This window comes from Clostridium sp. BSD9I1 (genome assembly GCF_900185645.1).
GTDB lineage: Bacteria > Bacillota > Clostridia > Clostridiales > Clostridiaceae > Clostridium_AK.
Genome location: NZ_FYAM01000004.1, coordinates 335,134 through 354,156, shown reverse-complemented (window position 1 = coordinate 354,156; position 19,023 = coordinate 335,134). Strand labels below are relative to the sequence as shown.

Sequence of the window (19,023 nt, the reverse complement as noted above, 5' to 3'; positions counted from 1 at the left end):
TATATTTAATATATATTTTACCTAAAGTATCCATATAATGCAAAGATGTATTTACTTAGAATAACTTACAGGTTATTATAAAATAAGTTATTAATTTAAGAAAGGATGTTTATAATTATGAAGATAAATATGAACAAAATTATAAGAGCACTTTCTTTGGCATTAGATTTGGCTCAAATGAGCGCATTAGATGACAATAACAATAATATTATTATAGAAGAAGTATCTAATATCAATTATTCCAAACATGCAATTACAAATCATTCAAAACGAGTATGTTATATAAGTTTGGAGATAGCTCACTCTTTACATTTAGACTACTCAACAATAAAAGAATTATACATTTCTTCTTTACTTCACGATATAGGAGCTTCAAATTTCTTTAGCCAAAGTCATTCTAACCCTAATTTTATAAAGGATCATTGTACAATAGGCGCACAAATAACTTGCGACTTTCCTAAGCTTGATAATTTAAGTACTTTTATATTATATCATCATGAAAATTATGATGGTACAGGCCCTATGAAATTAAAAGGTAACGACGTTCCTTTAATAAGTCAAATAATAAGACTTTCAGATCTACTAGATCTTTTATATGATAACTCTAAACCTTGTTATATGCAAAAAGAGTTTATGTCTAGCTGGATAAAAAAATATACTAATGTGATTTTTTCTCCTGATTTAGTTCAAGCATTTTTAAAATGCTCCAGTAAAGATTATTTTTGGTTTAACTTAGCTAATATTGATCTTATGGATATTACAATAAGAGACCTCTTGCCTAAATTTGATATATACTTAAATTTAGATGAATTTGAAAAAATAGCTCATATTTTTGGAAATATAATTGATAATAAAAGCAATTTTACCGCTCGTCATTCTAAAGGGATATCTGAACTTGCTTATAATGTATCTAAACATATAGGTTATAGTAATGAAAAATGCCAGAAAATGAAAATTGCGGGATTGCTTCATGACATAGGAAAACTTGCTACACCAAATAGCATTTTAGAAAAGAACGGTTCACTAAGTACAGAACAGTTTTGTATAATAAAATCTCATGTTTATTACACTAAAGTTATCTTAGATAAAATAGAAGTTATACCGGATATAAGTGATTGGGCTTCTAATCATCATGAAAAATTGAATGGAAAAGGCTATCCACGAGCTTTATCTTCAAATGAACTTTCAGAAGAGAGCAGAATAATGGGGGTATGCGATATTTATCAAGCTCTCACTGAAGAACGTCCCTATAGAAAGAGCTTATCTGATAAAGAAGCTTTTTCTATTATGGACGACATGGCAAAAAATAATTTCATATGTAGCAAAGCAATATCTTATTTAAAAGAAGCATTAGCTTGTATAAAGTAATATTGCATCTATATATTTTACTCTTAAGTTTTCTTTTTTAATAAATTAGGATAAAATATTATAATAAAGGATATTAGAAAGTAGGTTTTTTTATGGAATTTATATGCAAAAATATAGAAGATACCTTTAAAATAGGTAAAATGATAGGAGAACTTTGCAACCCTTCTGATATAATTTGCCTAAATGGAGACTTGGGTACTGGGAAAACCCATCTAACTAAAGGTATTGCTGAGGGCTTAGAAATAGATGATAATATAACAAGTCCTACATTTAACATAGTAAATGAATATGATGGCCGATTAAAACTATATCACTTTGACGTGTATAGAGTAAACGATCCAGATGAAATTGCAGCAATTGGTTTTGATGAATACATATTTGGTGAAGGTGTAAGCGTAATTGAGTGGTCTAACCTTATAGAAGAACTTATTCCTGATGAACACATTGAGATAAATATTGAAAAAACTTCCGGAGATGATATTCATAAAAGGAAAGTTTCAATTACCTATGTTGGCAAAAGATATGATTACATAAAGGAGATTAAACTATGAAAATTTTAAGTTTAGATACAGCTACAGAATCTGCAACCTGTGCTATTTTAGATGATACCAAGCTCTTAGGTGAAATAATCTTTAACTATAAAAAGCAGCATTCAGTTATTACAATGCCAATGATTGAGTATTTGCTAAAAAGCTTACATTTATCTATAAAAGACATAGATGGCTTTGTGGTTTCCAAAGGCCCTGGTTCTTTTACAGGTCTTCGAATTGGAGCTGCAACCATAAAGGGGCTAAGCCAAGGCACAGGTAAACCCTTTGTTTCTGTATCTTCTTTGGATGCACTTGCAGGTGCTATGGCATATACTAATGGTATAATATGCCCTATACTGGATGCCTTAAGAGATAATGTTTACACTGCCTTATATAAGTTTGAACAAGGCAATTTAACACAGATCTTAGAGCATTCAGCTATTTCATTAAAAGAGTTACTAGAAATAATAAAAAACAAAAATGAAGATGTATGTTTTATAGGAGATTGCACAGATAAATTTAGAGATGAAATTTTATCTCAAATTCCAAATGCCAATTTTGCTCCTGCAAGTTTAAATGTGGTAAGAGCATCTTGCATAGGAGAAATAGGGATGTCCCTTCTAAAAGCTGGTATTTACGAAGATATTTACAGCTTTGCTCCTATATATCTAAGAAAGTCTCAAGCTGAAAGAGAATATGAAAGGAGAAATTCTTGTAATAAAGATGAATAATAACGAAATTGAAATTAGAGTAGCCGATCTCGAAGACATTTTTTCTATATATGAAATAAGTACGCTATGCTTTCCAATATCCTGGAGTATAACTTCTATTAAAGGAGAACTAACATCTAATACCCATGCAAGATACGTGGTAGCCGTGGAAAATGATATTGTGGTAGGCTTTGCAGGACTTTGGATTATAGTTGATGAAGGCCATGTCACAAATATTGCAGTACATCCAGATTTCAGACGTAAGGGAATTGGAACTTTATTAATGGATAAGTTAATGTTCATAAGTAAAAATGAAAACCTAATAGGTCTTACCTTGGAAGTTCGCAAATCCAATTTATCTGCTCAAAATCTTTATAAACAATTTGGCTTTATAGAAGAAGGCGTTAGAAAAAACTATTACAGCGATAATGGCGAGGATGCCATAATTATGTGGAAACACTATATCTAAATTATAGTGCATATTTAATAATTAGTACTTAATAAAAAGCAAAAAATCGGACGTGATCCGATTTTTTCATTAATGCTTTGTAATAAGTTTTCACACCTTATTTGTATGAAATTTACATCTGGTAAAATGAACCTTTCCCTAGATGTAAATTTCATGCTTCAAGGAATCCATCTATTCAATTACTATTCTGTTATAATTTTTCTTTCCTCTTTTTACTATCATAGCTCCATCTTTAAAATCTTCTTCGGTAACTATTCTAGCTGCATCTGTAACCTTTTCATCGTTTATACTAAGTCCACCCTGCTGAATTAATCTTTTAGCTTCACCTTTAGAAGGTAATACTTTAGTTTCAACAAGTATATCTAATATACTTAAGTTTAACTTTTCTCTAGTTATAGTTGCTGTAGGAACATTACTCATGTCCTTTCCTGCTCCAAATAAAGCTTCTGCAGCTGACTTCGCTTTAACTGCTTCTTCTTCTCCATGGATAAGCTTTGTAACTTCAAAAGCTAGAACCTTTTTTGCTTCATTTATTTCTGCACCTTCTAAGGCTCCTAGTTTTTTAACTTCATCCATAGGTAAAAATGTTAATAATGCTAAACACTTTTCTACGTCTGCATCATCTACATTTCTCCAGTATTGATAAAACTCATATGGAGTAGTTTTTTCCTTATCAAGCCACAATGCTCCCTTTTCAGTCTTACCCATTTTCTTTCCTTCACTATTAGTAAGCAAAGTACAGGTCATGGCATATGCTGCCTTACTTTCTTTTCTTCTTATAAGGTCAGCTCCAGCTAACATATTGGACCACTGATCATCTCCGCCTAACTGCATAGTACAGCCATATCTTCTGTTAAGCTCTAAGAAATCATATCCTTGCATTAGCATATAGTTAAACTCTAAGAAAGAAAGTCCTTTTTCTAATCTTTGCTTAAAGCACTCTGCTGTAAGCATTTTATTAACTGAAAAATGCACCCCTATTTCTCTTATAAATTCTACATAGTTCAGTTTTAGCAGCCAATCTGCATTATCAGCTAAAATTGCCTTATCATTACTGAAATCTATAAATCTTGATAATTGACCTTTTATACTCTGTACATTTTTATTAATAGTCTCTTTATCAAGCATCTTTCTCATATCTGTTTTACCTGAAGGGTCTCCTATCATTACAGTACCGCCACCTACAAGTGCAATAGGTCTGTGTCCTGCTCTTTGCATATGTGCCATCATCATCATAGGAAGAAAGTGTCCTATATGTAAACTATCTGCTGTGGGGTCAAAACCTATATAAAATGTAACTTTTTCCTTTCCCAATGCTTCTTTTATTTCTTCTTCATGAGTTAATTGTTTTATGTATCCACGTTCCATTAGTACATCAAATACATTGCTCATTAAGCTTACCTCCTTATTACTTAGTTTAATATCCCAATTTTTATATATGTATAGTATATATATAAATGAAATTTTTATCAACCTTATCAAGTGATTCTTAGGTTTAGGTGGAGTTTGCTTATAAGGAATATTTGCTCCATCTGAACCTTAGAAGAACTTATCCAGGCGCATATCAGTGCTTATCCCTGTTAGCAATAGCATCGGTCGGATAAAAAACCTTAGGGCTGAATTAATTTTCAGCCCTAAGGTTTTCTCCAATATTTTAACATAAAAAGTATCCCATTCTTAAACCTTATTTGCAACTTAGAAATATTGATTTTCAATCAAAACATACGTTTACATTATATATGAACTTAAAGTAATTTTCTCCCCTATTAACTAAAAGTAATTTTCTCATCCATCAGCTTAAGTTATTAAGCATACACTAAATCATTTACATACAAATCACTCATGTATTTTCTCATACACTCAGGAATATTTTCTTCCTCATTAACACTTATATAAAAGTCTACGTTATAATCTTCACTTAACTGTTCTAAGTGATAAAACAAATGTGCCGCACTATCCCTATCAAGATTTACAACATTAAATAAGCCATCAACGAAAATGGTGTCAATATCGTAATCTTGTGACACTATGCCGCACAAAAATCCATAAAAATTCTCATAGTTTTTAATTTTAAAATCGCAGGTTGGTATAAATCTTATCTGTCTGTGTAATTCAAATAGAGCCCTTTTGTCATCGTCAATATAAACAATGTGTCCTTTTTCTGTCTCAACTTTGCTGTTTGCCATTTGTATCAATGCTTTAGTCTTACCTGATCCTCTCTGGCTGCAAAATACTTGAATCATGATTACCACCCCTAACTATATTTTTTAGGTTTTTAGGTTACCTGTAACTAAATTATATAATACAAGAAATATTATTTCAATACAATTGACTGAATATTTTAAAAACATTTTTCTACCTTTATTTACTTTTATTTTTCATGTATTATACAACCATTTTCAGCACCTATTTACGCCTTATATTATTACTTATTATTATTATATCCTTGCCGAAATATTCCGTTACTTATAAAATTTAGTTCCTGGATAAATAATTTTAAACTTCTCTTCTTTTAAAGAATTTACGAAACTCACTCTAGCTTTGCCCTTAAATTGTGCCTTAATTCTTGCAAAACCTCTTCCTGAATTTAAAAATCTTCCTTTGTCATCTAAGGTTATAAGCTTTTCATAAATCCACATGTTTCTTTTTAAAAAGCTATGATTATTTTCTAAATGCTTAGACAATAGATTTCCTGGACTATTTAAAATTATGTTATTTGATTCTATAATTACTTCTATTTCTGTATAATATAAAGCATAATTTCTGTATAATATGGCATTGCTTAATCCCTCATATATAGCCTTAACTGGATATGTCTTAGGAAGTATCTCTCTTATTACATCTTCACCTTCATCTAACATGGAGAGTAGATCTCCTTGGATTACCATACTCTCTGGAAAATTCTTATTTACTTTATTAATTATTTTTATCATACTGTGAGGCGCAAACAAGTAACTCATTCTAGAAAATACTAATACTCCTCCTAAAGTTAAAACATATTTATTCATATCTCCATCAAAGTTTATTATTGATGCACCTTCCATAAGTTCTATTCTATTATTATCATTTGCTTCAATTCCTTTAAACATAAAATACTTATCTACTAAAGAATTATCTATGCAGTCTAAAGTACTATTTACAATTGGACAAAGTTCTAAATTTAAACTTAAGTTTTCTTGAAGGGCTGATATAATTTCCTCTTTTCTCATAGTATCTGTAGTAGATCCTCTTCTTATATAAAAAGCTCCAGTTTCTCTAATTTGATAAGGTTTTTGTGGCCCATCATATATATTTATTATAGCTATCCTCTTATTTTCTATATCTACGAATTCTAAATTTATTGGTATAGGCGGCTCACATCTTGAGCTTACTATTTGTTGAATTTGTTCTTCACTGTATTTATACTCATCACCTATTCCGATAATTTTCTTTGTTTTATCTTCTACTCCTATTATTAAGTATCCTCTTCCACCTTTGGAATTTGCTATAGCACATATATCCTTAGCTAATTCCTTTCGTGAACTTTCCATATCTAGCTCTAATTTTTGCTTAAAATCTAGCTTTATTCCTTCGCCTTTTTTTATTAAATTTATAAGCCTTTTCTTATCCATATATACCCTCTTAACTCACCTTATAAATTACTATATATATATTATAACATATATATTACTTTAATTTTTAATTATGAATCCTGAATTTTTAATGCATAATTTATTGGTTATTATCTTGCCCAAATTTCTTAAAACATTGCCAAAATAGGCAGTTTAAAATTACATAACTTTACTAATCCTAGTTGTTTTTTTATTAAATTATGCTATAATATTCTCTAGGAGATCTTCTCCGGTTTTAATAAGGAAGGTTAATTTATTCAGATAGATATCTCCTTTATCGTAGGAGGATTATCCATGAAAAATTACCCTGTTCCTATGATATTAAGGAGGTTGTTTTAAATGGCAGATAAGACTATCGTATGTAAAGATTGTGGTAAGGAATTCGTATTCACTGAGGGAGAACAGGCTTTTTACAAAGAAAAAGGATTTGAAAATGAGCCAGTAAGATGCCCAGAGTGCAGAAAAGCTAGAAAAGCTAACAGAAACGACAGAAGATACTAAGAAAATATAGAGAAAAATCTCAAAAGAGATTTTTCTCTTTTTTATTTGTTAAGTGCCACCCACATGGCAAGTGGCAAGTTGGATAAAACCATAAAATTATGTTAATACTATAAACATGTTATAACCAATAATAAATGTAGAGGTGATTTTATGGGTATTTTAAGATGGATTGGTGGAATTGTAGTTTTATTTTGGATTATAGGTCTTATATTTAGAATTGGTGGTAGTCTTATACACTTATTACTGATAATTGCTGCAGTGATATTTGTTGTAGATGCTTTATTTGGAAGAAGGAAAATATAAACGCAGTATTTTAAGATAATATTGAACCTTCCACATAAAACTTGCATAATTAATGAGCACATCCCAGCAAATTGAGATGTGCTCATTTATAACGAAATCGTGGATTACTATAAATTATGCAACCCGTTAACTAATTACTCACTCTTACCAATATCGGATAAAACTACTCCTTTATTGTGATCTAGCGCCCAACTTATAGCCCAATCACTTTGGAATAACATTAAGCTTCTATCCTTTAAGTCTTTTACAATCTTAGTATCACTAGTTATACTAAGGGATTCTACATCTATATCAGTATTTTCAATCCATCTTACATATCTAAAAGGAAGTCTTTCCATTTTTATATCTACATTATATTCACTTTTCATTCTATATTCTAATACTTCAAATTGTAGTACACCTACAACTCCAACTATTATTTCTTCTATTCCTATATTTATCTGCTTAAATACTTGGATTGCACCTTCCTGGGATATTTCCGTAATTCCCTTTACAAATTGCTTTCTCTTCATAGTGTCCATAGTTTTAACTCTAGCAAAATGTTCTGGTGCAAAAGTTGGAATGCCCTCAAATTTAAACTTTTTAGGGCTCTTACACAAAGTGTCTCCTATGCTAAAAATACCTGGATCAAAAACTCCTATGATATCTCCTGCATAAGCCTCTTCTACTATTTCTCTATCCTGTGCTAAGAATTGTTGTGGCTGTGCTAGCTTAATTTTATTTTTGCCTTGAATATGGAATACTTCCATTCCCTTTTTAAACTTACCGGAACATATTCTCATAAACGCAATTCTATCCCTGTGCGCAGGATTCATATTAGCCTGAATTTTAAATATGAAAGCTGAAAACTCCTCTTCGAAGGTATCAACTTCTCCTTGATCTGATTCTCTTGGAAGCGGTGATGTGGATAGATTCAAAAAGTCCTTCAAAAATGGCTCTACACCAAAGTTTGTAAGGGCACTTCCAAAAAATACAGGAGTAAGATCACCTTTTCTTACCTGCTCTATATCAAAATCGTCTCCAGCTATATCTAATAGTTCTATATCTTCTATAAGTTTATCATGAAGTGCACTTCCTAAAAGCTCTTTAAATACTGGGTCGTTTACTTCACCTTCTAAAGCTTCTACTTGAGTCTGTCCGTGATTACCACCATTAAATACTTCAATTACATTTCTGTTTCTATCATATACTCCTCTAAAATCTGCCCCAGATCCTATAGGCCAATTCATAGGATAGGAACGAATTCCAAGTACGCTCTCTATTTCTTCCATTAATTCAAAAGGATCTCTGCTTTCTCTATCCATTTTATTTACAAATGTAAATACAGGTATTCCTCTTAAACTACATACATGGAAAAGTTTTTTAGTTTGTTCCTCAACACCCTTTGCAGCATCTATAACCATTACAGCACTATCTGCCGCCATAAGTGTTCTATATGTATCCTCACTGAAATCTTGGTGACCTGGGGTATCCAAGATGTTTATGCAGTATCCATCATAGTTAAACTGCATAACAGAAGAAGTTACAGATATACCTCTCTGTTTTTCTATTTCCATCCAGTCAGATACTGCATGCTTATTAGCTTTTCTAGCTTTAACGGAACCTGCAAGTCTTATGGCACCTCCGTATAAAAGCAGTTTTTCAGTTATGGTAGTTTTACCAGCATCCGGGTGGGATATGATGGCAAAAGTTCTTCTTCTCTCTATTTCTTTAACTAAATCTTCCACGCAAAACTCTCCTCTTCTTAAACTTGTGAGTATTTCCTACAATATTATAACATTTATTATTTATTTTTAAACCTTAAATATATATTTTCTCATAGTTATATTGTTTCCTATATAATCAATTAGTATCACTCACTTTGAGTTAACTTCATAATCATATATTAAATTAAAGATTAAACACACTAAAAATCACTTCAATATTTGAATAAAAATATAGGATACATAGTAATACTTCACCATGTATCCCTCAAATTATAAATTATCATATATTACTATATTTTTTATACAACTGCTTGAAATATTTTAAGTGTAACTCTTCATCCACAAGTATTCTTTTTAAAAGTTCTCTTATATACTTATCTTTTATTATTGAAATATGATATTTATAATTTTTTATAGCCTCTGTTTCTGCTTTAATATCTTCTAAAAGCATTTCTTTTATATAAACTGTAAAATTAACATAGGTAGGGGTCCATAGTCTTCCTGGAGGGCACGCAGAGTCCATATAAATTGGCTTTATCCCTAATAACTTAATAGTTTCTCCTAAAAGCTCTAGGTGCTTCATTTCCGCCATGGATACTCCACCTATAAGTTCTGCATAGTCATGAAAATCTCCTTCACTTACAATGTGTTGATACACATAAAGGTTTATTGCAGTAAATTCACTTACAGCTCCTGCATAATCTTGAAGAAGAACATTTGCATACTCCACACTTTTTCTTTCCACCCTTGACTCTGGATAAGGTAAATCCACAATATACTTTGTATGCTTTGATATATCTCCTGGCATTATACTCCCCCATAAAATAATAATAACACTACTATTTTATTCAAGCTTTTGAGATTTATTTGCAGTTATTGTTGAATTAAAAGAAATTTTATTAGCAGTAATTTTTAATAACGTCTATAATCTCACCTACAGTTAAGACTCTACCGTAAGCTACAACCCTTTCATTTATCACTAAGGCAGGTGTTCTCATAACGCCATAGGACATTATATCTTTATACTCTTTTACTTTAATTATTTTTGCATCGACTCTTAATTCTTTTAGTGCTTTTTTAGCATTTTCCTCAAGTCTTTTACAATTTGAGCATCCACTACCAAGTATCTTTATAATCAATGTCTAGTACCTCCATAATAGCCTTTTATAATACTAATGTATTATAAAAATTTTATATTGGTTACAAAACTTCATTAATATATAACTACATTGTCAGTTGATTTGCACGAGAATTTATCCTTTTTACAACTGTTGACGAAATAAATGCTACTAATAGCATTGCTACTGATGCCATTAAGAAGATTACTCCTATACTTGAAGCCTCTATAATTCTACCATTTATACCAGTGCCAATCGCTCCCCCTACAAACATATTAAATGATGCAAGAGACATTGCTGTTCCTCTTAACTTTGGCATAGTCTCTTGAGCCGTTGAAACTAGTGTAGATTGAAGTGATACAAATGCTAATCCGAAACCAAATAGTGATATTCCTATTAAAACAGGACTACTTACATAAGATATCTCAAGTAATGAAATGCTTCCTAATAGTCCTGCAAATAATAAAAACTTATTTTTTAACTTTAATCTTAACTTTGGAGCAATTCTCCCACCTACCACTGTTGCTACCCCAAATAACGTTAATATAAGTCCAACATAAAAAACATTATATCCTGTTCTACCTTCTACTAACTTTCCTGAATAAGTAAAACTTCCAAATACACTATATCCCACCAACATTATAGTTCCCACTACGCTTACTAAATTTTTATTAGAAAGAGCTTCTTTATACACTCTGGTAAATTCCAATTTTTCTATAACTCCTGGACTTTTAGGCAATATCTTTATCATAACAATGGCAAGTATTAATTCTGCTAAACCATAAATGAAGTAAACCATTCTCCACGAACCAAAGTATGCTAATGCTCCTCCTATTGCAGTAGCAGATGCTCCGCCCAAGAACATCATGCCCATAACCTTACCTATAGCCTTTTGTCTATTATCTGCTTCAAAACTTTCCCCAACTAATGCCATCGTAACTGGAAATATACCTGCTCCAAAAGCACCGTTCATAGCTCTAAAAAATATTAATGAAGGTAAGTTAAAAGCAAATGCCCCAAGCATACTAAATATAGCAGTACCAAAAGCTGCAATATTAATTATCTTAGTTTTACCATATCTATCTCCTAATGGACCAAATATAATTGTAAATAGTCCAAAAGTTAACATATACGCTGTTACTGATGCTGCTGCATTACTTATTCCTATATTTAAATCCTTTGTAATGTTTATCAGCAATGGAGCGACTGCATAGTTATCTCCATTTGCAAAGAATGCCATTATACTTAACGTCATTATCATAGTATTCCTACTTTTATTATTCATTTTACTATTCCATCCCCATATCGTTATATTAAGATATTATGATATTATTCTTATATAATAGGCCCCATATTAAGGGGCTCTTTAGTAATTATAGGTATTTTTTTATTTCATCAGATGTTGCAACTCTTCCCATAATTTTCACCTTTTCATCTACTACAAGTGCAGGAGTTTTCATTACTCCATATTTCATAATATCTTTAATTTCAGTTACCTTTTCAATAGTAGCATCTAATCTCAATTCTTCTACTGCCTTTCTTGCATTCTCCTCTAACTTCTTACAATTAGTACATCCTGTTCCTAAAATTTTAATATTCATAATAAATTCCTCCCTTAATTTTAGTTTATCCTTATTTATATAATTTAAATTTATTATCCCTATTTTATACTAATAAAACAAGTTTAACTCGCTAATCACTAAAACTTTAACTAAGAACAGCTACAACCACAATTACATCCTTATGAATTAGCTCCAGTGTCTCCTACATATTCAATTGCTCCTGATGGGCAAAGAGTTTGACATCCTCTACATCCTTCAAGACAACCTTCTGTGTAAATTACCACAGGTTTTTCTTCACTTTTGTCATAAACTCCATGAGTACATTTATTAATGCAAGCTTTGCACTCTATGCAGGTTTCATAATTAATTACTGGATACCAGTTTTTTGACATATCCAATCTCTCCCAATATTTTGAATTTAAAGTTATACTTAATATATTATAATTATTCAATAATGATAATATAATTTTACTTACATAAACATATATGAAAATGCATTAAATGAATATCCTATAATAATGATACCTATAGAAACTATAGCTATAAATATTCCTAAAAGCTTAGGTTTTACAACTTTGCTAAGCATTATCATTGATGGTAATGAAAGTGCAGTTACAGCCATCATAAAGGATAATACTGTACCAATTCCTACACCTTTCCCAAATAGTGCTTCTGCTATTGGTAGCGTACCAAAAATATCAGCATACATTGGTATTCCTATACCTGTAGCAAGTAATACTGAAAACGGATTTTTATTTCCTATTACCCTTTCCACAACGGATTGTGGTACCCAGTTATGAATTGCCGCTCCTATACCAACTCCAATTAGTACATACAACCATACCTTCCTAAATATATCTTTAACTTGCTCCTTTGAATAAGATATTCTTTCTTCACGAGTCATTTCAATTATTTCACCATCCACACTTTCTATCTCGCGAACATATCCCTGTATTTCATCTTCAAGACCTAACTTATCAATAATTGTTCCACCTATAACAGCTAGTATTAGCCCTACCACAACATAAGCTATTGCAACTTTAGCACCAAAGAATGACATTAATATCAGTAAAGAACCTATATCTACAAGTGGAGATGATATTAAAAATGAAAATGTTATTCCAAGTGGAAGTCCTGCTGAGGTAAATCCTATAAATATAGGAATACTAGAACAACTGCAAAATGGAGTAATAGTTCCAAGCAATGCTCCTAATATATTTCCCTTTACCCCTTTAATATTTCCAAGTATTTTCTTTGTCCTCTCAGGTGGAAAGTAACTTTGAATATAAGAAATTATAAATATCAATAGTGATAATAATATAAAAATCTTTATAGTGTCATATATGAAGAAGTGTATACTTCCTCCTAATCTTTCCTTAATTGATAATCCAAATACATCTTCAACAAGTAACCTTATAAGTTCTGAAAGCCATGTCATCTTTAGTATTTGATCATTAAGAAAACCAAATAATCCAGTTATTAAATTCATTAAATTTATCCTCCAATTCCTTATTATTTTAAAATTACAATTATTATGTGCGCTTAATTATCTTTTGCATGCACTAAGAAACTCTTCAGCGGTATCAACCTTTTCAACATCCTTCTTTAACGTTTCATATTCTTGAATATTCTCAACAATATCCTTTATGACTCCTTCAAATAATTTATTATCAAAGTTCAAATAGTAATATATAAACTGCTCTTTTCTTTCATCCTTAACAAATCCCATATCTCTAAGTTTTGCTAGATGCTTTGATATTTTAGGCTGAGTCTCCTCCATTACCCCACATATCTCACAAACACAAAGTTTCTTATGATATAAAAGCACTAGTATTCTTACTCTTGTTTCATCTGAAAGCATTTTAAAAAAATCTGTTAATTTATCCATTGTATTTCAATTCCTTTCTAAATGATATAATTTGTTTTAAACTTATTAATCTAAAAGTTCTGCATTTTTACAAATCTTTATTTTCTCTTCTTTAGATACCATGAGTTCTAATATATAAGCAATTATAATAATTCCTGGTATATCAATTACAAGTCTGGTAACGGCAAATTTAGCTCCCAAAGCGGACATTTCAAATAAAAACATTGGGATTTTTGTAGTTGACCATGCTCCAATGAATATAAGAATATTACTAAACTTAACTCCTTTTTTCATAAATACTGCTGCGATAGGAAAAGCTCCATATAGCGGTCCTGCAGCAGCTGAGCCTAAAACTATAGCTAATATAACTCCTTTTACACCTGACTTCTCACCCATATATTTGATCATAGTTTCTCTAGGAACCCAAACATCTAATAGCCCAAGTAGTAGAAAAACAGGTGGAATAACCATAGCCATTTCTTTAAAGCTGTAGGCAGCAATATTTAAAGATTCTAATCCTGTATCTAAATTAATTATTGTTATAATTAAAGTTACAATGATAGTAAATAAAAAGAATTTATATCTCTTAATAAGTTTCTTCATATCCCACCTACCACCTTTCCAATTATAAATGCAACTATAAATGCAAATAAAAATGCAAAAATATTTCTCCTTATAGTAAGCTTCTTACCAAAGTATTTCATTTCAACTGGCATTGTAACTACACCAACCATCATTAATGTTGATACAAAAGCTCCTATCTGCATATAACCAGCACCATTTTGTAAAAGCATAGCTGCTGTAGGAAATGCAACAAATCCTGGAATTAATGTTATAGCCCCAACTATTGCAGCAAGAACTACTCCAAACACTCCTGATTCTTTTCCAATAATTCTAGATATAACCTGTGGATTCAATATTGCAAGAAGAATACCTACAATCATAATTACACCTAAAAATTCCGGAAGTATATTTTCAAAGGCTTTCCAAGCCTTTTTTAAAGCCATCTTAGTCTTTTTCTTATCTTTAAAATAAGAAGAAAGTAGCAATACTATTGTTATCCCATATAAAATATAGTTACTCATCCAAACATCTCCTTTCTATCTCTTAAAGAAAACTAAATATATGTAATCTTCTGTTCCTTTTCGTGTTCATATAAGTAATTTTATTGAAATCCTTATATACGCATATGAGTATATATTCATAATATGCTTATCTCTCATATTTGTCAATATTATTTTTATAAGTGAAAAAAATTAAAGGGTCAGTATTAACTAACCTCTTTAAAATATATATTATTATCTTATATTTTCTTCTATTTTTTTGTTTTTTCACTCTCATTAGAGCTAAAATATTCATGTTATATAAATTATAAAACTACTTAATCTTTATATAATTTATTATTTCAAAAATAATGTGAAATAACTGCACAAATAAGAATAGAAAGATTTAGAAAACGTGTCTCCTACCAGATGTCCTTATGGGGAACTAGTTATCCTTATGAAGCTAAACTTATGCCTGAAGATCTTCTTATATAAAGGAATTACTTATTACCAGAAAAGATATAGGATGAAGAAGATACTTCAAAAACTTGAAGAAGCCGTGGATTATTCAGCTGCTTCTTTAATGACCTTCTTTCTATACCATTACCTCATTTTGTATAATTCACCATATTTCAACAACATCCTTGGTTTTCACCTGAACATCCACAATTAGGTTCAGTTCCAGTGAGCTTGCCAACAATTATTGCATAAGCACAACCTACTCCACTATCTACTTCAATAGCTGAAAATCCACAATTCTTTGCACAAGCACCACATTCCATGCAAGAATCCTTATCTATTATGTGAGACTTTCTCTCTCTTATTTCAAATACATCATGGGGACATACATTTAAGCACATACCACAACCAGTACACTTTTCTTCATAAAGTTTTAGAGTTGCAACATTCCTTAAATACTTATTCTTCATAATTTTTTCTCCCTCTACCATTAGATGATTATAAAGTTACCAACTAGTAATGTAATGATTCCCATAACTACCGTAATTAATATAAATGGAACAGCTATCCTCATTTCTTTTAAAACTCCAGAAAATGAAGTATAGGTTGAAGCCCCCGTAAAATTCATTGAATAATATGCAGATACTGATGGTAAAATTAATAAATATGCTGTGGATTTCAACAAATTAGAATTTAAATTATTTTGAGAATCACTGAAAAAAATTACTGCAACAGCCCATAATGCCCCTATAAGCCATCCCTTTAATGAAAATGCTTTACCAGGAATCCAAGGCAGAAACATTGGTACAACTACGCATCCAACTAAAACTGCTCCAATGTAAGAAACTGCATCTATACCACTAAAACTACCTAACCCCAATAAATTTAGCAAAAACATTACTCCAAATATATATAAAGAAATTTTCATTGAACCAACCATTTCCACAGGAGTTAATACGATTCTATCTATAAAATTAAATCTTACTTCACGCATTTTTTTTGTTGATTTAAGCCCATTATTTAAGAATTCTGGTATATCTTCTGCCCTAACCGGGCCATAAATAACTTTAAATCCACTTTTCTTCTGCACCTCATGAGCTGATACTCCTGTTGCCCCTAATTGTGGTAATATAAGAGTTTTATGAGATATGATTTGTGATAAATTCACCTTATTTATACGACTAACTAGCTCATTTGTGCTAAATGTGCCCTTTGATGCTGCACACCATACGTTGATTCCCTTTGTATCAAGTACAAGTATATAAGCATTTATATACTTTAATTCTTTTCTTAAACAATCAAAACTCATTTTATAATTAGCCGTTACAAATACAGGGGAGTTATTATCTGGAATTCCTATACTATATAATCCTGGACTTACCTTAAAATTCATTCTTTTAATTCCCCATCTAGCCTTCCATGCACCAATAATGTCACTAGAAGTTAGCTCAGATGATACTTTAGTAATCTTAATTTCATTTTTACAGCTGCAAGTTCTTATGCCTTTTATTGACTTTGCTTTTAACATGTTATTTCACCTTATTACACAAATTATTTATTGTTACTTTCATTTATATATATTTAATATATACCTTTATATATTCCTAGCCTTATTAACGTGAAATTATCATTACTAATAAAACTCCTGATAGCAAACAGAAAGTTTTATTAGTAATTTATAATGAAATAATAATTATATTTTATTGTATTGTACTTTCGCCATCAAACCAGCCCCTAGTATTATTGGCTATTTTAACAAGAGTAAGCATTACAGGTACTTCTGTCAAAACACCTACAACCGTAGCAAGTGCAGCACCAGATTTTAATCCAAATAATGATATTGCAACAGCAACCGCTAGTTCAAAAAAGTTACTTGCTCCAATCATTCCTGCAGGTGCAGCAATTGAATGAGGTAGTTTCCATGCTTTAGCCCATCCATAAGCAACTGCAAATATTAAGAAAGTTTGAATTGTTAAAGGTATTGCTATTAAAAGAATGTGTAATGGATTATTTATGATTATTTCTCCTTGGAAAGAGAATATAATAACTAAAGTTAATAACAATCCTATAATTATAGTATTATCAAACTTTTTCAAGAATACATCATTAAAGTATTCTAAACCCTTGTTTGTTATTATAGACTTTCTAGTAAAGTATCCTGCTACTAATGGTATTACAACAAATAATATAGTTGATAGTATTAATGTTCCATAAGGAACTGTTACATCACTTATTCCAAGTAAAAATGCTACAATTGGAGTAAATGCTATTAATATAATTAAGTCATTCACCGCTACTTGGACTAAAGTATAAGCAGGATCTCCTTTAGTTAAGTAACTCCACACAAACACCATTGCGGTACATGGTGCTGCTCCTAAAAGCACTGCCCCTGCCAAATACTCTGTTGCTAAGTTTTCAGGTATAAATGCCTTAAATACAACCTTTAAGAAAAATGCTGCTATTAAATACATTGTAAAAGGCTTAATAAGCCAGTTAGTAACGCAAGTTACTATTAATCCCTTGGGTTTCTTTGTTGCATTTACAATGCTGGAAAAATCAATTTTAAGCATCATAGGATATATCATAAGCCATATTAATATAGCCGTTGGTATAGATACATTATAATATTCAAATTTATTAAGGGTATTTGGTATCGCTGGCATGAATTTACCAATAAGTATTCCTACAACAATGCATAGCGCTACCCAAATAGTAAGATATCTTTCAAATACTCCAAGGCCCTTACCGCCTTCTTTATTTTCAGTAGTCATTTAAAATCCTCCTTTTACCACTCCAATGGTGCGATTTTTACCAATTATAACTTAATCTCATTGTTTTTAATCCTTCTTGCTAAATCTTTTATTTTCTCTTCAATAGTTTTTGCAGTTTTTATAAATTCTTCATCACTCTTACCTGATGGGTCATCTAGTCCCCAATCCTCTACGTGTTTTGCTGGTAAATACGGGCAAACCACATTACATCCCATCTTTATAACAATATCTACCGCTGGTATATCATCTAATAGCTTAGATTTTTGCGTTTCATTCATATCTACATTATATAAATCTTTTATAATTCTTACTGCATCCTGATTTATCTTTGGTCTAAGTTCTGTCCCTGCTGAGTAGGAGTCAAATATATCACTTGCAAATAACTTTCCTAGCGCCTCTGCCATTTGTGATCTACAAGAATTGTGTACACATATAAATGCTACCTTTGCTTTCATAAAATCATCCTCCGTATTGTAATATTATTTATTTCAAGTTAATTATTAAAGCAAACCTTACCTTCTTTTAAGTCATCGCAACTTAAGTTACTTTCTCTATATTTCATTAACCTTTCATAATCTATTCTGCACTGATTTAACTTGATAGCATGCTTTTCAATTATTTCCTTCAAAAAAGGAAATTCTTCAATTGTATCTTCATTTATTTTGTAATAAACATACTTAGCTATCTTATAATAATCTAGAATCTTTGCATTTGTTAATTTGTTTAGATGTCTTGATGCATTAGACTGGTTTATATCAAGTAAAACCTCTATTTCACAAACACATAAATCTCCTTCTTTAAGTATATTAAGTATTCTCATACGTGTTTCATCCGATAATGCTTTCATCACCTGTATTAAATCCAACTTTCTCACTCCTTATATTATCATATTCGTTTATAATCATATGATATACAAAAACTATGTATTTTGCAACCCTTTTAAATAAATAAAGTGCATGCTTAATAAAAACAAGCATACACTTTTATACATTATATAATTTTCTA

General features: G+C 30.7%; 24 protein-coding genes. 6 read left to right on the top strand and 18 right to left on the bottom strand.

Annotated elements, in window-relative coordinates; translation table 11 throughout:
* Nucleotides 1-117: 117 nt before the first annotated feature.
* From BSD9I1_RS02175 to rimI, 4 genes are all read left to right on the top strand, one after another.
* Nucleotides 118-1,368: an HD-GYP domain-containing protein gene (locus BSD9I1_RS02175; protein WP_186428924.1), complete on the top strand. Its 1,251-nt coding sequence runs from the start codon at nt 118-120 to the stop codon at nt 1,366-1,368.
* A 92-nt stretch (nt 1,369-1,460) separates the two neighbouring features.
* Entirely contained in the window at nt 1,461-1,919 is a 459-nt protein-coding gene (gene tsaE / locus BSD9I1_RS02170; RefSeq protein WP_035307375.1) for a tRNA (adenosine(37)-N6)-threonylcarbamoyltransferase complex ATPase subunit type 1 TsaE, read from the top strand.
* Nucleotides 1,916-2,629, top strand: a complete 714-nt coding sequence (gene tsaB, locus BSD9I1_RS02165; protein ID WP_035307373.1) for a tRNA (adenosine(37)-N6)-threonylcarbamoyltransferase complex dimerization subunit type 1 TsaB — start codon at nt 1,916-1,918, stop codon at nt 2,627-2,629. The genes tsaE and tsaB overlap by 4 nt, the downstream gene beginning before the upstream one ends.
* Nucleotides 2,595-3,077, top strand: a complete 483-nt coding sequence (rimI, locus tag BSD9I1_RS02160) for a ribosomal protein S18-alanine N-acetyltransferase (protein ID WP_242966383.1) — start codon at nt 2,595-2,597, stop codon at nt 3,075-3,077. Before tsaB ends, rimI begins: the two co-directional genes overlap by 35 nt.
* 171 nt (nt 3,078-3,248) lie before the next feature.
* Here the strand turns inward: rimI and tyrS are convergent, their stop codons facing one another.
* The 3 genes from tyrS to BSD9I1_RS02145 form a co-directional block, all read right to left on the bottom strand.
* Nucleotides 3,249-4,469 (bottom strand): tyrosine--tRNA ligase, encoded by a 1,221-nt coding sequence (gene tyrS / locus BSD9I1_RS02155; protein ID WP_035307371.1) that lies wholly within the window; start codon nt 4,467-4,469, stop codon nt 3,249-3,251.
* Between the two features lie 413 nt (nt 4,470-4,882).
* A complete protein-coding gene (locus BSD9I1_RS02150; protein ID WP_035307369.1) occupies nt 4,883-5,320 on the bottom strand; it encodes a hypothetical protein in 438 nt (145 codons plus the stop codon).
* Between the two features lie 219 nt (nt 5,321-5,539).
* The gene (locus BSD9I1_RS02145) at nt 5,540-6,688 is read right to left on the bottom strand and encodes a helix-turn-helix domain-containing protein (protein WP_186428923.1); all 1,149 of its coding nucleotides are present in this window, start codon (nt 6,686-6,688) and stop codon (nt 5,540-5,542) included.
* 339 nt (nt 6,689-7,027) lie between these two features.
* Here BSD9I1_RS02145 and BSD9I1_RS02140 point away from each other — a divergent pair, with 339 nt between their 5' ends.
* Together BSD9I1_RS02140 and BSD9I1_RS02135 are read left to right on the top strand one after the other, a co-directional pair.
* Nucleotides 7,028-7,189, top strand: coding sequence for a zinc-ribbon domain-containing protein (locus tag BSD9I1_RS02140; protein ID WP_035307364.1), 162 nt, complete (start codon nt 7,028-7,030; stop codon nt 7,187-7,189).
* Between the two features lie 150 nt (nt 7,190-7,339).
* Nucleotides 7,340-7,492, top strand: coding sequence for a lmo0937 family membrane protein (locus tag BSD9I1_RS02135; protein ID WP_186428922.1), 153 nt, complete (start codon nt 7,340-7,342; stop codon nt 7,490-7,492).
* Nucleotides 7,493-7,626: 134 nt separating this feature from the next.
* Here the strand turns inward: BSD9I1_RS02135 and BSD9I1_RS02130 are convergent, their stop codons facing one another.
* The 15 genes from BSD9I1_RS02130 to BSD9I1_RS02060 all read right to left on the bottom strand — a co-directional run bounded on the left by BSD9I1_RS02130 (nt 7,627) and on the right by BSD9I1_RS02060 (nt 18,883).
* Nucleotides 7,627-9,219, bottom strand: a complete 1,593-nt coding sequence (locus BSD9I1_RS02130; protein ID WP_035307361.1) for a peptide chain release factor 3 — start codon at nt 9,217-9,219, stop codon at nt 7,627-7,629.
* A 259-nt stretch (nt 9,220-9,478) separates the two neighbouring features.
* Nucleotides 9,479-10,006 (bottom strand): ferritin-like domain-containing protein, encoded by a 528-nt coding sequence (locus BSD9I1_RS02125; protein ID WP_186428921.1) that lies wholly within the window; start codon nt 10,004-10,006, stop codon nt 9,479-9,481.
* 91 nt (nt 10,007-10,097) lie between these two features.
* On the bottom strand, nt 10,098-10,337 hold the full coding sequence (locus BSD9I1_RS02120; protein ID WP_186428920.1) for a thioredoxin family protein: 240 nt from the start codon (nt 10,335-10,337) through the stop codon (nt 10,098-10,100).
* A gap of 85 nt (nt 10,338-10,422) precedes the next feature.
* Nucleotides 10,423-11,601: an MFS transporter gene (locus BSD9I1_RS02115; RefSeq protein ID WP_186428919.1), complete on the bottom strand. Its 1,179-nt coding sequence runs from the start codon at nt 11,599-11,601 to the stop codon at nt 10,423-10,425.
* Between the two features lie 88 nt (nt 11,602-11,689).
* The gene (locus BSD9I1_RS02110; protein WP_186428918.1) at nt 11,690-11,917 is read right to left on the bottom strand and encodes a thioredoxin family protein; all 228 of its coding nucleotides are present in this window, start codon (nt 11,915-11,917) and stop codon (nt 11,690-11,692) included.
* A gap of 140 nt (nt 11,918-12,057) precedes the next feature.
* Entirely contained in the window at nt 12,058-12,270 is a 213-nt protein-coding gene (locus BSD9I1_RS02105) for an ATP-binding protein (protein WP_186428917.1), read from the bottom strand.
* Between the two features lie 80 nt (nt 12,271-12,350).
* Nucleotides 12,351-13,367 (bottom strand): permease, encoded by a 1,017-nt coding sequence (locus tag BSD9I1_RS02100; protein ID WP_186428916.1) that lies wholly within the window; start codon nt 13,365-13,367, stop codon nt 12,351-12,353.
* Nucleotides 13,368-13,424: 57 nt separating this feature from the next.
* Nucleotides 13,425-13,766: a metalloregulator ArsR/SmtB family transcription factor gene (locus tag BSD9I1_RS02095; protein WP_186428915.1), complete on the bottom strand. Its 342-nt coding sequence runs from the start codon at nt 13,764-13,766 to the stop codon at nt 13,425-13,427.
* A gap of 45 nt (nt 13,767-13,811) precedes the next feature.
* Nucleotides 13,812-14,348 (bottom strand): permease, encoded by a 537-nt coding sequence (locus tag BSD9I1_RS02090; protein WP_186428914.1) that lies wholly within the window; start codon nt 14,346-14,348, stop codon nt 13,812-13,814.
* On the bottom strand, nt 14,345-14,830 hold the full coding sequence (locus BSD9I1_RS02085) for a permease (RefSeq protein ID WP_186428913.1): 486 nt from the start codon (nt 14,828-14,830) through the stop codon (nt 14,345-14,347). Before BSD9I1_RS02085 ends, BSD9I1_RS02090 begins: the two co-directional genes overlap by 4 nt.
* A gap of 590 nt (nt 14,831-15,420) precedes the next feature.
* Nucleotides 15,421-15,717, bottom strand: coding sequence for a mercury methylation ferredoxin HgcB (hgcB, locus tag BSD9I1_RS02080; RefSeq protein WP_186428912.1), 297 nt, complete (start codon nt 15,715-15,717; stop codon nt 15,421-15,423).
* 20 nt (nt 15,718-15,737) lie between these two features.
* The gene (hgcA, locus tag BSD9I1_RS02075; protein WP_186428911.1) at nt 15,738-16,775 is read right to left on the bottom strand and encodes a mercury methylation corrinoid protein HgcA; all 1,038 of its coding nucleotides are present in this window, start codon (nt 16,773-16,775) and stop codon (nt 15,738-15,740) included.
* 172 nt (nt 16,776-16,947) lie between these two features.
* Nucleotides 16,948-18,018, bottom strand: coding sequence for an ACR3 family arsenite efflux transporter (gene arsB, locus BSD9I1_RS02070; protein ID WP_186428910.1), 1,071 nt, complete (start codon nt 18,016-18,018; stop codon nt 16,948-16,950).
* 44 nt (nt 18,019-18,062) lie between these two features.
* Complete coding sequence (locus BSD9I1_RS02065; RefSeq protein ID WP_186428909.1) at nt 18,063-18,473, bottom strand: arsenate reductase ArsC; 411 nt, start codon at nt 18,471-18,473, stop codon at nt 18,063-18,065.
* Nucleotides 18,474-18,511: 38 nt separating this feature from the next.
* Nucleotides 18,512-18,883: a helix-turn-helix transcriptional regulator gene (locus BSD9I1_RS02060; RefSeq protein WP_186428908.1), complete on the bottom strand. Its 372-nt coding sequence runs from the start codon at nt 18,881-18,883 to the stop codon at nt 18,512-18,514.
* Nucleotides 18,884-19,023 lie beyond the last annotated feature (140 nt).

Bases quoted from the DNA above. Each gene is read 5' to 3' on its own strand.
- tsaE (WP_035307375.1), top strand. From the start codon at position 1,461: ATGGAATTTATATGCAAAAATATAGAAGATACCTTTAAAATAGGTAAA.
- BSD9I1_RS02095 (WP_186428915.1), bottom strand. From the start codon at position 13,766: ATGGATAAATTAACAGATTTTTTTAAAATGCTTTCAGATGAAACAAGA.
- BSD9I1_RS02100 (WP_186428916.1), bottom strand. From the start codon at position 13,367: ATGAATTTAATAACTGGATTATTTGGTTTTCTTAATGATCAAATACTA.
- tsaB (WP_035307373.1), top strand. From the start codon at position 1,916: ATGAAAATTTTAAGTTTAGATACAGCTACAGAATCTGCAACCTGTGCT.
- arsB (WP_186428910.1), bottom strand. From the start codon at position 18,018: ATGACTACTGAAAATAAAGAAGGCGGTAAGGGCCTTGGAGTATTTGAA.
- BSD9I1_RS02090 (WP_186428914.1), bottom strand. From the start codon at position 14,348: ATGAAGAAACTTATTAAGAGATATAAATTCTTTTTATTTACTATCATT.
- BSD9I1_RS02175 (WP_186428924.1), top strand. From the start codon at position 118: ATGAAGATAAATATGAACAAAATTATAAGAGCACTTTCTTTGGCATTA.
- BSD9I1_RS02110 (WP_186428918.1), bottom strand. From the start codon at position 11,917: ATGAATATTAAAATTTTAGGAACAGGATGTACTAATTGTAAGAAGTTA.
- BSD9I1_RS02065 (WP_186428909.1), bottom strand. From the start codon at position 18,473: ATGAAAGCAAAGGTAGCATTTATATGTGTACACAATTCTTGTAGATCA.
- BSD9I1_RS02145 (WP_186428923.1), bottom strand. From the start codon at position 6,688: ATGGATAAGAAAAGGCTTATAAATTTAATAAAAAAAGGCGAAGGAATA.
- BSD9I1_RS02085 (WP_186428913.1), bottom strand. From the start codon at position 14,830: ATGAGTAACTATATTTTATATGGGATAACAATAGTATTGCTACTTTCT.
- BSD9I1_RS02125 (WP_186428921.1), bottom strand. From the start codon at position 10,006: ATGCCAGGAGATATATCAAAGCATACAAAGTATATTGTGGATTTACCT.
- tyrS (WP_035307371.1), bottom strand. From the start codon at position 4,469: ATGAGCAATGTATTTGATGTACTAATGGAACGTGGATACATAAAACAA.
- hgcA (WP_186428911.1), bottom strand. From the start codon at position 16,775: ATGTTAAAAGCAAAGTCAATAAAAGGCATAAGAACTTGCAGCTGTAAA.
- BSD9I1_RS02135 (WP_186428922.1), top strand. From the start codon at position 7,340: ATGGGTATTTTAAGATGGATTGGTGGAATTGTAGTTTTATTTTGGATT.
- rimI (WP_242966383.1), top strand. From the start codon at position 2,595: ATGAAAGGAGAAATTCTTGTAATAAAGATGAATAATAACGAAATTGAA.
- BSD9I1_RS02115 (WP_186428919.1), bottom strand. From the start codon at position 11,601: ATGAATAATAAAAGTAGGAATACTATGATAATGACGTTAAGTATAATG.
- BSD9I1_RS02140 (WP_035307364.1), top strand. From the start codon at position 7,028: ATGGCAGATAAGACTATCGTATGTAAAGATTGTGGTAAGGAATTCGTA.
- hgcB (WP_186428912.1), bottom strand. From the start codon at position 15,717: ATGAAGAATAAGTATTTAAGGAATGTTGCAACTCTAAAACTTTATGAA.
- BSD9I1_RS02105 (WP_186428917.1), bottom strand. From the start codon at position 12,270: ATGTCAAAAAACTGGTATCCAGTAATTAATTATGAAACCTGCATAGAG.
- BSD9I1_RS02150 (WP_035307369.1), bottom strand. From the start codon at position 5,320: ATGATTCAAGTATTTTGCAGCCAGAGAGGATCAGGTAAGACTAAAGCA.